10 protein-coding genes are annotated in these 12,567 nt (G+C 72.9%); 5 read left to right on the plus strand and 5 right to left on the minus strand.

Annotated elements, in window-relative coordinates; all coding sequences use genetic code 11:
- Nucleotides 1-707: 707 nt before the first annotated feature.
- Genes ACIP89_RS33255 through rbsD form a run of 5 tightly spaced genes read left to right on the plus strand, consistent with a single transcriptional unit; the run spans nucleotide 708 to nucleotide 6,657 of the window.
- Nucleotides 708-1,745, plus strand: coding sequence for a LacI family DNA-binding transcriptional regulator (locus ACIP89_RS33255; RefSeq protein WP_402118091.1), 1,038 nt, complete (start codon nucleotides 708-710; stop codon nucleotides 1,743-1,745).
- Entirely contained in the window at nucleotides 1,742-3,325 is a 1,584-nt protein-coding gene (locus tag ACIP89_RS33260) for a sugar ABC transporter ATP-binding protein (RefSeq protein ID WP_402118093.1), read from the plus strand. The genes ACIP89_RS33255 and ACIP89_RS33260 overlap by 4 nt, the downstream gene beginning before the upstream one ends.
- Nucleotides 3,315-5,285 (plus strand): substrate-binding domain-containing protein, encoded by a 1,971-nt coding sequence (locus tag ACIP89_RS33265; RefSeq protein WP_402118094.1) that lies wholly within the window; start codon nucleotides 3,315-3,317, stop codon nucleotides 5,283-5,285. Before ACIP89_RS33260 ends, ACIP89_RS33265 begins: the two co-directional genes overlap by 11 nt.
- A gap of 56 nt (nucleotides 5,286-5,341) precedes the next feature.
- Nucleotides 5,342-6,271: a ribokinase gene (locus ACIP89_RS33270; protein ID WP_402118095.1), complete on the plus strand. Its 930-nt coding sequence runs from the start codon at nucleotides 5,342-5,344 to the stop codon at nucleotides 6,269-6,271.
- Nucleotides 6,268-6,657 (plus strand): D-ribose pyranase, encoded by a 390-nt coding sequence (gene rbsD, locus ACIP89_RS33275; protein WP_401927492.1) that lies wholly within the window; start codon nucleotides 6,268-6,270, stop codon nucleotides 6,655-6,657. Before ACIP89_RS33270 ends, rbsD begins: the two co-directional genes overlap by 4 nt.
- Before the next feature lie 466 nt (nucleotides 6,658-7,123).
- On the opposite strand, the gene sph is transcribed toward rbsD, so the two are convergent.
- The 5 genes from sph to ACIP89_RS33300 all read right to left on the minus strand — a co-directional run bounded on the left by sph (nucleotide 7,124) and on the right by ACIP89_RS33300 (nucleotide 12,452).
- Complete coding sequence (gene sph, locus ACIP89_RS33280) at nucleotides 7,124-8,104, minus strand: sphingomyelin phosphodiesterase (RefSeq protein WP_402118096.1); 981 nt, start codon at nucleotides 8,102-8,104, stop codon at nucleotides 7,124-7,126.
- Nucleotides 8,105-8,272: 168 nt separating this feature from the next.
- Nucleotides 8,273-8,935, minus strand: coding sequence for a class F sortase (locus ACIP89_RS33285; RefSeq protein ID WP_402118098.1), 663 nt, complete (start codon nucleotides 8,933-8,935; stop codon nucleotides 8,273-8,275).
- A gap of 91 nt (nucleotides 8,936-9,026) precedes the next feature.
- The gene (locus ACIP89_RS33290) at nucleotides 9,027-9,452 is read right to left on the minus strand and encodes a sortase-dependent protein (RefSeq protein ID WP_402118099.1); all 426 of its coding nucleotides are present in this window, start codon (nucleotides 9,450-9,452) and stop codon (nucleotides 9,027-9,029) included.
- Nucleotides 9,453-9,577: 125 nt separating this feature from the next.
- On the minus strand, nucleotides 9,578-11,740 hold the full coding sequence (locus tag ACIP89_RS33295) for a sensor histidine kinase (RefSeq protein ID WP_402118100.1): 2,163 nt from the start codon (nucleotides 11,738-11,740) through the stop codon (nucleotides 9,578-9,580).
- Nucleotides 11,727-12,452, minus strand: a complete 726-nt coding sequence (locus ACIP89_RS33300; protein WP_401927504.1) for a response regulator transcription factor — start codon at nucleotides 12,450-12,452, stop codon at nucleotides 11,727-11,729. The genes ACIP89_RS33295 and ACIP89_RS33300 overlap by 14 nt, the downstream gene beginning before the upstream one ends.
- Between the last annotated feature and the right edge of the window lie 115 nt (nucleotides 12,453-12,567).

The following is a 12,567-nucleotide window of genomic DNA, read 5'->3' on the forward strand; positions in this document are numbered from 1 at the left end:
CGCTGGTGCGGTGAGCGTGCGCGTCAGGGTGGTGCGGGCGTGAAGCGGGGCGGCGAGCAGATCGTCGAGTGCCGGGCCCGGCACCGGCCGGACGGGGGCGGCGGGTGCCGGGCCGGTTCGTGGCGATCGCGGTGCGGGGCGCCCACAGGCGTTGATGCAGGGCCAGGCAGCTCATACCGTCGACGGGCGCTCGCGGCAGCGTGATCACGGCACGGGGCGCCCGGACTCGCGCGGGGCGGCCAGTCGCCGCAGCGGCCCCCGATCCCGGATGAGAGGTGTGTCGATCTCCGCTTCGAGATCGACACCGTGGCTGAGCGCCGGCCCGGTAGCCGCGCCATCGACCCTGACCTGACCGGCGGTCCTGCACCCCCTGCCCTGGGTGACGGGCTCTCCTGCTGCCGGCGAACAGCGGCTCCGCGGCTGGATCAGGGCTCCGGCCAGGACGGTCTCGACCCGCTCGCCCTCGGGCTCGCCGTGCGGGCGGTGGGTGATCGGTGCCGGGGGATCGGTGGCGCCACCCGGGCGGACGACACGCCTTCCGCGTGGTCGGAGCCGTCGCCCCCTCGCGTCACGATCCGGTCTCGGAGGGCGGGTGGGGGCTTGTTTTCGGCCATGTAATCGATTCCAATCATCCGTGTAATCGATTCCACGGCCCTGTTGCCGCTGGTTTCGAGGCGTACGGAAACCACAAGGAGGTGGTCCCGGAAATGGCGAGCATCAAGGATGTCGCGGCCCAGGCAGGAGTCTCTGTCGCCACGGTCTCCCGCGTCCTCAACAGCCATCCCTCCGTCAGCCCGGACGCACGCAGACGCGTCCTCGCCGCCGTCGAAGCCCTCGGCTACCGGCCCAACACGCTGGCCCGCTCGCTGCGCACCGATCAGACCCGCACGCTCGGTCTGGTCATCAGCGACGTGCTCAACCCGTACTTCACCGCGCTGGCCCGCTCCGTCGAGGAAGAGGCCCGTGCCCTCGGCTACAGCGTGATCATCGGCAACGCCGACGAGCGGCCCGAGCAGCAGGACGACCACGTCCGCACCCTGCTGGACCGCAGGATCGACGGGCTCCTCGTCTCTCCGGCCGACGGCGACTCCCCGCTGCTGCACGACGTCGCACGCGCCGGTACCCCGATGGTCTTCGTGGACCGCTGGATGCCGGGCGTGGACGTCCCCGTCGTACGCGCCGACGGCCACCGGGCCATCCAGGACCTGGTCGCCCACCTGTACGCGCTCGGTCACCGCAGGCTCGCCATCATCGCCGGGCCCGCCGCCACCACCACCGGTGACGAGCGCGTCGAAGCGTTCCGGGCCGCGATGAGCGCGCACGGACTCGCCTTGCCGGACGCCTACATCGGCCAGGGCGACTTCCAGGCGGCCAGCGGCCGGCGCGCCACCGAGCACTTCCTCGCCCTTCCCGAACCGCCCGAGATCGTGTTCGCGGCGGACAACCTGATGGCGCTCGGCGCCCTGGACGCCATCCGCGCCCGCGGATTGCGGGTTCCCGAGGACATCGGGCTCGCCGCCTTCGACGACATCCCCTGGTTCGTCCACACCGGACCGCCGATCACCGCGATCGCCCAGCCGACCGGCGAACTCGGCCGCGCGGCCGTACGCGCCCTGGTCGACATCGTCGAGGGCAGGCCCCCGCAGTCCGTCACCCTGCCCGCCCGTCTCGTCGTACGCGGCTCCTGCGGCGAGCGCACGGACACCCCGGAACCGTCCGCCACCGAGCCCAGGAGCAACGCGTGAGCGAGCCAGTCGAGTTGCCGCGCGTCGACGAGTCGGTCGAGTTGCTGCGCGTCGAAGGCGTGCGCAAGACCTTCCCCGGTGTGGTCGCCCTGGACAGCGTCGACTTCGACCTGCGCAGCGGCGAGGTCCATGTCCTGCTCGGCGAGAACGGCGCCGGCAAGAGCACCCTCATCAAGATGCTCTCCGGCGCCTACCGCCCCGACAGCGGCCGGATCTTCGCCCGGGGGCAGGAAGTCCGCATCCACGGAGCGCAGGACGCCGAGAAGCTCGGGATCGCCACGATCTACCAGGAGTTCAACCTGGTCCCCGATCTCACGGTCGCCGAGAACATCTTCCTCGGCCGCCAGCCGCGCCGGTACGGACTGATCGACCGGCGCCGGATGGAAGCCGAGGCGGAGGTGCTGCTGCACCGCGTCGGCCTGCATGTGTCGCCCCGGGCGAAGATCCGCGAACTGGGCATCGCCCGGCTCCAGATGGTCGAGATCGCCAAGGCCCTCAGTCTTGAGGCGCGCGTCCTGATCATGGACGAGCCGACCGCGGTCCTCACCTCGGAAGAGGTCGACAAACTCTTCCGGATCGTGCGCAGGCTGCGCGAGGACGGCGTCGGCATCGTCTTCATCACCCACCACCTGGACGAGATCGCCGCCCTCGGCGACCGCGTCACCGTCCTGCGCGACGGCCGCAGCATCGACCAGGTGCCCGCCTCGGCCCCGGAGGCGGAACTCGTCCAGCTGATGGTCGGCCGCAGCATCGACCAGCAGTACCCCCGCGAACGTGCCGATGCCGGGGAGCCGTTGCTGTCGGTGCGCGGCCTCAGCCGGGGCGGCGTCTTCCACGACATCAGCTTCGAGGTGCGGGCCGGTGAGGTCGTCGGCCTCGCCGGACTCGTCGGGGCCGGCCGCACAGAGGTCGCCCGTGCCGTCTTCGGCGCCGACCCGTACGACGCGGGCACCGTCCAGGTGCGCGGCGAGCGGCTCGGCAAGCACGACGTCACCGCCGCCATGAACGCCGGGCTCGGCCTCGTCCCCGAGGACCGGAAGGGCCAGGGCCTGGTGCTCGACGCCTCCGTGCAGGAGAACCTCGGCCTGGTCACCCTGCGTGCGGCGAGCCGCTCCGGGCTGGTCGACCTCAAGGGCCAGCGCACGGCCGCCGCCCGGATCGCGCAGCAGCTCGGCGTACGGATGGCGGGCCTCGGCCAGCACGTCCGCACCCTCTCCGGCGGCAACCAGCAGAAGGTCGTCATCGGGAAGTGGCTGCTCGCGGACACCCGGGTGCTGATCCTCGACGAACCGACCCGGGGCATCGACGTCGGCGCCAAGGTCGAGATCTACCAGCTCATCAACGAGCTGACCGCCTCCGGCCACGCCGTCCTGATGATCTCCAGCGATCTGCCGGAGGTCCTCGGCATGAGCGACCGGGTGCTGGTCATGGCCCAGGGCCGGATCGCCGGCGAACTCCCCGCAGAGCGGGCCACCCAGGACGCCGTGATGGCCCTCGCCGTCGGCTCCGCCCCCGCGACCGAACCCACCGAACCCACCGAACGCACCGAGAACGACGAGGAGGGCCCCCGTGGCCACTGACACCCATCCGCGCAAGGCGGGCGCGGGAGCCGCCGGGCCCGGCCTGCGCCGCCTGCTGCTCGACAACGGGGCCCTCACCGCCCTGGTCGTCCTGCTGCTGGCGATGTCCCTGCTCTCGGGCGACTTCCTCACCACCCAGAACCTGCTGAACGTCGGCGTACAGGCCGCCGTCACCGCGATCCTCGCGTTCGGCGTCACCTTCGTCATCGTCTCCGCCGGCATCGACCTGTCCGTCGGCTCGGTCGCCGCGCTCTCCGCGACGGTCCTCGCCTGGTCGGCGACATCGGCGGGGATGCCCGTCGTACTCGCGGTCCTCCTCGCCGTCGCCACCGGCATCGCCTGCGGCTTCGTCAACGGCGCCCTCGTCGCGTACGGGAAGCTGCCCTCGTTCATCGCGACGCTGGCCATGCTGTCGATCGCCCGCGGCCTGTCCCTGGTGATCTCCCAGGGCAGCCCGATCGCGTTCCCCGACTCCGTCTCCACTCTCGGTGACACGCTCGGCGGCTGGCTGCCCGTACCGGTCCTCGTCATGATCGCCATGGGGCTGATCACCGCCCTCGTCCTCGCCCGCACCTACCTCGGCCGTTCGATGTACGCGATCGGCGGCAACGAGGAAGCGGCCCGGCTCTCCGGGCTCCGGGTCAAGAAGCAGAAGCTGGCCATCTACGCGCTGTCCGGCCTCTTCGCCGCCGTCGCTGGCATCGTCCTCGCCTCCCGGCTGACCTCCGCCCAGCCGCAGGCCGCGCAGGGGTACGAACTCGACGCGATCGCCGCGGTCGTCATCGGCGGCGCCAGCCTCGCGGGCGGCGTCGGCAAGGCCTCCGGCACCCTGATCGGCGCACTGATCCTGGCGGTGCTGCGCAACGGCCTCAACCTGATGTCGGTGTCCGCCTTCTGGCAGCAGGTCGTCATCGGGGTCGTCATCGCCCTCGCGGTGCTGCTCGACACGCTGCGCCGCAAGGCCGGCTCCGGGGCGACGTCCTCGGCCGGCTCCTCCGCCGCCGCCGGCCCCGGAGCACCGGGATCGGGGCGCAGGGGGGCGATGAAGGCCGGCCTCGCACTCGTCTGCGTGGCGGCCGTCATCGCCGCCGTGACGTTCTTCAACTCCGGCTCCTCCGGAGGCAACACCCGGGTCGGGATGTCCCTCTCCACGCTCAACAACCCCTTCTTCGTCCAGATGAAGGCGGGTGCCCAGGCCGAGGCAGAGGCCGCCGGGATCGACCTCACCGTCACCGACGCGCAGAACGACGCCTCGCAGCAGGCCAACCAGCTCCAGAACTTCACCAGTTCCGGCGTGGACTCGGTCATCGTCAACCCGGTGGACTCCGACGCGGTCGGACCGGCCGTACGCGGCGCCAACGACGCGGGCATCCCCGTGGTCGCCGCCGACCGGGGCGTCAACAAGGCGGACACCGCGACCCTGGTGGCCTCGGACAACGTGGCCGGCGGCAAGCTCGCCGCCAAGGCGCTCGCGGACAAGCTCGGCGGCAAGGGCAGCATCGTCGTCCTCCAGGGCACCGCGGGCACCTCCGCCAGCCGCGAGCGCGGAGCGGGCTTCGCCGCGGGCATCAAGGCGTACCCCGGCATCAAGACCGTGGCCACCCAGCCCGCGGACTTCGACCGCACCAAGGGCCTGGACGTCATGACCAATCTCCTCCAGGGCCACCCCGGCATCACCGGTGTCTTCGCGGAGAACGACGAGATGGCGCTCGGCGCGGTCAAGGCGCTCGGCAGCAAGGCCGGGAAGTCGGTCTCCGTGGTCGGCTTCGACGGCACACCGGACGGACTGAAGGCGGTCGGCGCGGGCACGCTGTACGCGTCCGTCGCCCAGCAGCCCAAGGAGCTCGGGAAGATCGCCGTGCGCAACGCGGTCCGGGCGGCCGAGGACAAGAAGGTCGCCGGCACGGTCAAGGTGCCCGTCAAGGTCGTCACCCGGCAGAACGTGGCCGACTTCTCCTGACCGGACGGCACACCACCCCGGCCACCCGCCCCACGGAAGGAAGGCAGTAGCAGCAGATGTACGAGAACGAGGACTCCGGACCCTCCCGGTACGACCTCCTGGTCGTCGGTTCGGCCAACGCCGACCTGGTCGTCGGCGTCGAGCGGCGCCCGGCGGCGGGGGAGACGGTGCTCGGCTCCGACCTGGCCGTCCACCCGGGCGGCAAGGGCGCCAACCAGGCGGTCGCCGCCGCCCGCCTCGGCGCCCGCACGGCGCTGCTGGCCCGGGTCGGTGACGACGCGCACGGCAGGCTGCTGCTGGAATCGCAGCGGTCGGCGGGCGTCGACACCACCGGAGTCCTCGTGGGCGGCGCGCCGACGGGCGTCGCCCTGATCACGGTCGATCCGACGGGCGACAACAGCATCGTCGTCTCGCCGGGCGCCAACGCCCGGCTGACCCCGGCGGACATCCGGGCGGCGGCCCCCCTCCTCTCCGCCGCCCGGGTCGTCTCCGTCCAGCTGGAGATCCCCCTGGAAACGGTCGTCGAGACGGCCCGCGTCCTGCCCGCGGGGACCCGGCTCGTCCTCAACCCGTCCCCGCCCGCCCCGCTCCCCGCCGAAGTGCTGGCGGCCTGCGACCCCCTGGTGGTCAACGAACACGAGGCCCGATTCATCCTGGGCCGGGACGCGGGCACCACTCCCGAGTCCTGGGCACGGGCGCTCACCGCACTCGGCCCCCGTTCGGTGGTGATCACCCTGGGCGCCGGCGGCGCGCTGGCCGCCGACACCCGTACCGGGGAGTGTGTACGGGTACCGAGTCCCGAGGTCGACGCGGTGGACACGACCGGCGCGGGCGACGCGTTCACCGCGGCCCTGGCCTGGCGGCTCGGCCTCGGTGCGGAGCTCCCCGTGGCGACGGCCCTCGCCGTGAGGGTCGGCGCGGCCGCCGTCACCAGGCAGGGCGCACAGGCGTCGTTCCCCACCGCGGCAGAGATCGGCGCACCGTGAAGAAGTCAGGCATCCTCAACCGCCACCTCGCGGGCGCCCTGGCCGAGCTGGGGCACGGCGACACCGTCCTGATCTGCGACGTCGGCATGCCCGTCCCCCCGGGCCCGCGCGTCGTCGACCTGGCCTTCCGGGCGGGCGTCCCGGCGTTCGCGGAGGTGCTCGACGGCCTGCTGGACGAACTCGTGGTGGAGGGCGCGACGGCGGCAGAGGAGATCCGGGACGCGAATCCGGCGGCGTCCCGCCTGCTGGCCGAGCGCCTCCCCGGCCTCACCCACGTCCCCCACGACGCACTCAAGGCGCTCACGGCCCACGCGCGCCTGGTGGTGCGTACCGGCGAGGCGCGGCCGTACGCGAACGTGCTGCTGCGCTGCGGGGTCTTCTTCTGAGCGGACAGCCCCTCGGCGCATGGGCGGATTCCGCGCATCCGCCCTCGGCGTACGGGCGGGCCCTGCGCGGTCAGTCCGCCGTGACGATGCCATGGCCGGTGACGCCCACGAGCACCCGGCGTTACTCCGCCGCGCGGCGGCGAGCGCGCGCCCGGCCGCCCCGGGGCCCCACCCCCGGCAGGCGGCCCAGCTCCCACTCCCCGGCGTCGAGCACCTCGCCGTACCCCTGCACGGCTGGGCCGGCTTGCGCCGCGACCGGCCGGGCATCAGGAAGCGGGACCGGCAGCCGCTGGGGCCCGTCCCTGCCCGATCCCGGTAAGCAGCCGGCCGGCTGACCGGCTGCTTCCACGACCGGGTCGTCCCGGCGGGGTGCGCACCGGCCGGGTGCGCCGCGCCCAACGCGGCCGGGACGGCACCGGCGCCCTCGTCTCCGTCCGGGCCGGTTCGCAGCCGTCCTGGACGCCGGCTACCGGCCCGATGCCACGACCGGGTAGTGATCGGAGAGGTCCGTGTACGTGTAGTCCGTCCCCCAGCTCGACACCGTCCACGGCGCGCTCTCCTCCTCGATCACCTCGTTCGTCCACCCCGTGGGCTTCGCGTGCCCCGCGCGGTGCAGGACGTGGTCGAGGTCCTCGCGAGGATCGTCGGGGTAGCGCTCCGCGGCGATCGAGTTGTCGCGGGTGTCGAACGAGTAGGGGTGCCCGGTGCGGGCGTCCGCGGCGGTCAGCCCGGCGTTCGCGAGCATGGCGGCGTACTCGGGGGAGCGGGAGTCCACGTTGAGGTCACCTGCCACGATGACCTGTTCCGAGGAAGGGATGTCCTTCGCGTCGAGGAACGCGTCGATCTGCTGGAACTGCAGCGCGCGGATTCCGGCCGCCTCTCCCGAAGCGCAGCCCGGGTCGGTCGACTGGGTGTGGGTGCCCACCACGTGCACATGTGCGCCGTTGACGTTCAACTTGGCGTACGCGAAGCCCTTGTTGGACCACCAGTCGCTTCCGCAGGCGTCCTTGTAGATGTGCTGCTCCCGGCGGATGACCGGCCACTTGCTCAGGATCGTGACGCCGCCGTCCTCCGGCGTGGCGGCCGAGTAGGCGCCGCTGGTGGCGTCCCAGCCGCTCCTGCTCCGGCCCACCACCGGTGTGTGGTACGGGTATTGGCCGGAGGCGTTGCGGGTCAGGGCGTCGGAGGCGGTGTTGTCGAACGCCTCCTCCAGCACCACGACATCATTGCCCTGGAAGAAGCCGGCCTTCGGTATCCCGGCCGCCCGGTGCGCCTGGCCCCAGTTGGGGTAGAGGCTGGTGCTCATCAGGAACGTGTTGTACGTGAGCACCCGGAGCGGCGGGGAGCCGGCGGCCGATGCCCGCGGTGCGACGGCGACCAGCGCGGCGGCGGTGAGCGTGGCGGACAGGGTCACGCCGGAGATCCGGCGGAGCGCGGAGTGCGGCACGGGGTACTCCTGAGTCTGCTGCCGCTGAGGCGGCGGGCGGATGCTGGAACCCATGAAAGCAGGGGGAGTTACCCATGGGTAGACAGCAGGTGCCGGGAGCCCCGACAGCGGCCGTCCAACAGGTGCCCGCCCGCCGCCGGACACCCGGCACCCTCGGTTTCCCGCCGGTCACTTCCTCTCGGCGTACACGATGAGGTTGTCCACGGGGTGGCCCGCGGCGTCGAACGCGCCGTCGCAGGTGATCAGCCGCAGCGCACGGGCCTTGGTCTGCCCGTAGACCCGCGCCGTCGGGAACGCCTTCTTGCTCGCCGTCTCCCGGCCGGTGACCTCGAAGTGGATCTCGGTGCCCCGGTCGTCTCGGACGCTGATGTCCGCACCCTTGGTGATCTTCTTGAGATCGTGGAACACGGCCCGGCCGAAGCGGGTGTCGTTGTGGCCGATCAGCACGGCGGGACCCGGCTGACCGGGTACGGAGCCGCCGGTGTACCAGCCGGTCGTCATGCCCTTGTCCGCGGGAGGCACCTCCACCGTGCCGTCGGGGTTGAGCCCGAGGCGCATGACCGCGCTGTTGATGCCGAGGGAGGGGATGGAGACGTGGACGGGCGGCGAGGCGGACTTCGCGGGTGCGGACGGGGGCGGGGAATCGGACGCGGTTCCCTTGCCGGGTGCGGGAGTTCCGTTCGTCGCGGGCGACGCGGCGCTCCGGTCCGCGGCCGAGGAGTTCGACGGCGAGGCGTCGGAGCAGCCGGTCAGCGCGGTCAGCGCGGTCAGCGCGAGGCAGGCGTACACCGGCAGTGCGGTGCGCCGGAGGGACTGGGGCGTGCGGGACATGAGGACGGACTCCAGGAGTGATCGGCCGACGGCAGTGGCGCCGCCCTGATGCAGGACGGCGCCACTTCCGGCTCTATCGGCTGAGGGGTGGTCAGCCGTTGCGGCGGCCGGTGGAGCGGCGGCGCAGGACGACCGTTCCGGCGCCGGCGACCAGGAGGGCCGCCACGGCGGACCCCGTGACGGCCGCGGTGTTGTCACCGGACGTGCCGGCCGGGCGCTCGCCCGCCGCGACTCCGCCACGCGGGGCCTTGGTCGCGGGCCGGACCGCGGGCGCGGGGCTGTCGCCCGCGGCGACTCCGCCGCGCGGGGCCCTGGTCGGCACGGCGGTGGCGGGGGCGGCCGAGGGGGCCTCGGAGGGTGTGGCCGAGCGGCCGTCAGCGGGGGCCGCGGTGCTGGTCGGCCGCGCGGGCGAGGGGGTGGGGGAGGAGTCGGCGAAGGCCGAAGCAGCGGGGACGCTCACCGCACCGACCACCACAGCGGCCAGGACAGCGGTACGCAAGGACGAGCGCAGGGACATGGATATGGCTCCGTTCAAGGACGGCCCCGACGGCGCCGCGATGCGGAATCGCACCGCGGCGCGAGGCGTGCCGACAGGCTGTCCCGGAGTTATGAAGAAGCTGTCAGGACGCTGTGTTCATCGCATCAGGGCCGCTCGGAGCCGTGCCCGGAGCCGTGCTCCGAACCGTCCGGACCGTGCGCCGGGGCGTCGTGGGCCAGTTCGTCACCGGGCGGGACTTCGCCGGCCGGGCCGGGCTCCGGCCCCGCGGGGCCGTCCCCGTGCCCGCCCTCGCGGTCGGCCGGGAGCCGGAGCGTGAACACGGAGCCCCGCCCCGGCACGCTCACCGCGGTGACCGTGCCGGCGTGCGCCTCCGTGAGCTTCCGGACGATCGCCAGCCCCAGCCCGCTGCCTCCCGTACGCCGGCTGCGGGACTTCTCGCCGCGCCAGAAGCGGTCGAAGACATGGGCGAGGTCCTCCGCCGGGATGCCGCTGCCCGTGTCCTTGACGTCCACCAGGACCGCGTCCCCCGACTCGGAGCCGTACGGGCGCAGGGTGACGCTTCCGCCGGACGGGGTGTGGCGTACCGCGTTCGAGACCAGGTTGCCGATGGCCTGGCGCAGCCGGACCGGATCGGCCGTCAGCCCCGGAACCGGGTGGCCCGGGTCCACGGGCAGCACGGTCAGCGCCACCCCGGACGTCTCGGCGCGGGCCTGGTGCGCGGCGGCGACCTGGGTCAGCAACTCCTCGATCCGTACCGGCTCGGCGTGCAGCCGCAGGGCGCCCGCGTCGGCCTGGGCCAGATCCTGGAGGTCGTCGATGATGTGCTGCAACTGCACCGCCTCCTCGTGCAGCGAGGAGATGAAGGCCGGGTCCGGCTCCGCCACCCCGTCCTGCGCCGCCTCCAGCCAGCCGCGGATGTTGCTGAGCGGGGTGCGCAGTTCATGGGCGACATCGCTGACCATGGCCTTGCGCTGGGCCTCCAGCCGCGCGCGGTGGGCGGACATGTCGTTGAACGTGGCGGCGAGCCGGCCGATCTCGGTGTCTGCGGCGACCAGCACCGGCACGCTGTCCTCGCCGTCCCGCATCCGCTGGGCGGCGCCCGTCAGCGCCCGCAGGGGGCGTACGAGCCGGGCGCCCACGAGGACCGACGCGCCGACGGTGAGGGCGAGGACGAGCGCCGCCGCCCCCGCGATCTTCGCGGTGTTGGCCGGTGAGAGATCGAAACCGGGCACCGTCGCGCCGCCGGTGCCACCGATGAACAGCAGGGCGGGCGAGGCGACGTACGAACCGAGCTGTTCGCGGCGGGCCGTGCCGACACAGGAGGCGATGGCCCGGTCGTCCTCGCCGTTCCCGGCCGACTGCGAGGGGCGGGTGCCCGGAACGGGACTGGGCGCGTCGGTGGGCGCGTAGGTGGGTGCGTAGGTCGGCGCGGGGCTGGGCGGCGTGCTCAGCTGCTCCCTGGGGGTCGCCACGGCCGGCCTGGGTTCCATGGGCTGGCCCCAGGACAGATCCAGCTTCAGCTGGACGGCGGCCCGGCCCTGGCGCTTCAGACAGGCGTCGGCCAGCTGGTTGAGGGCCTTGAGCGCCTTCTTCTCGGTCGTGGTCGGGCTGTCCAGTTCATCGGTGGCGCAGCGCGTGCCCTGGAGGCGGTCGGGGTCGTTGCCCACCACCTGGATCCGGGGGCGCCCGCTCGCGCTGCGCACCACGTCGGAGGCGATCCCGGTCGCGCTGAGGCAGGACACCTTCCGGTCCGCGGTCTTCTGCAGCGCGGCCCGCTCCGAGGCGGGCAGCCGGAACGGCCCGACCGCTCGCGGGTCGACCCGGTCGGCCGGAGCCCCCGACGCGCCCGCGGTCTCGGCCGCCAGCGCCGTGTCCACCGACAGCGGATCGACGATCGCCGAGGCCTGCGCGGGCAGCGCCGCCGCCGACTCCGGATCGGCCGAGTCGGCCAGCGGAGCGCGCCGTTCCGTCGTCAGGGCGATTCGCCGGCCGGACTGCTTCGCCAGGTCCCGCACGGTCTTCCCGACGCCGTCCCAGGTGGGATGAGCCGCCGCGTAACCGAGCAGGCTGTGGTAGATCCGGGCGTCGGCGGTGAGGTTCTGGCCCTGCTCCTGCCGGATCGCGCCGGACGTCGTCTGCACGGCGAGCCAGGCGGTGGCAGCCACCGAACAGGCCGCCACGAGAGCGGAGACGGCCAGCAGCCGGGCGAAAAGGCTCTTGCGCAGGGGCAGTCGCGCCCGCTGCCCGCCGTCCGCCGTCCGCCGGACGGAGCCGGGCGCCTGTCCTTCGCCGCTACGACGACGCACGTGCCGCCGCCTTCGCCGGGTCCGTCAGCTTGTACCCGACACCGAAGACGGTGAGAAGCCGGATCGGCCGGCGCGGGGCGGGTTCTATCTTCTTGCGCAGGTTCATGACGTGCACATCGACCGTTCGGTCGCTGATGTACCGGTCGAATCCGTGCAGCTCCGCGAGCAGTTGCTGCCGGGAGAAGACCCGGTCGGGCTCGGCCGCGAGCGCGGCGAGGATCCTGAACTCACCGGGGGTGCACTCGACGGACTCACCGCCGACGGAGACCAGGTGCCGGGCCGGATCGACGACGAGCGAACCGACCGTCAGAGTCGGGTCGTCGGCCGGCTCCGCGCCCGTGGCGCGGCGGCTGCGGCGCAACAGCGTACGGACCCGGGCCATCAGCTCGCGCGGGCTGTACGGCTTGGTCACGTAGTCGTCCGCGCCCAGATCGAGCCCGAGCAGCAGATCGTCCTCGGTCGTGCGGGCCGTCAGCATCAGCACCGGCAACTCCCGGCACTCGGCGCGCAGGACGCGCACCACGTCCAGACCGTCGGCACGAGGCATCATCACATCGAGGACCAGCAGGTCCGGCTCCCGTTGCCGGACCAGGTCGAGGGCCGCGAGACCGTCGCCGACGAGCGTGACGGAGTGGCCCTCCCGTTCCAGGTACCGGCGGAGGAGTTCGGCCTGTTTCTCGTCGTCTTCAGCGACGATCACGTTTGCGCACACGCGCTCGATCGTAGAGGGGTTCGAACAGTGGACGTCGGCCTCTTGCCCGCGAGGCCCTTGTGCTGCTCTTGTGTACCCGCAGGTAACTGGCGTGCGCGACGGTTGTACGGGTGCG

Source organism: Streptomyces sp. NPDC088730, from assembly GCF_044751215.1.
Classification (GTDB): Bacteria; Actinomycetota; Actinomycetes; order Streptomycetales; family Streptomycetaceae; genus Streptomyces.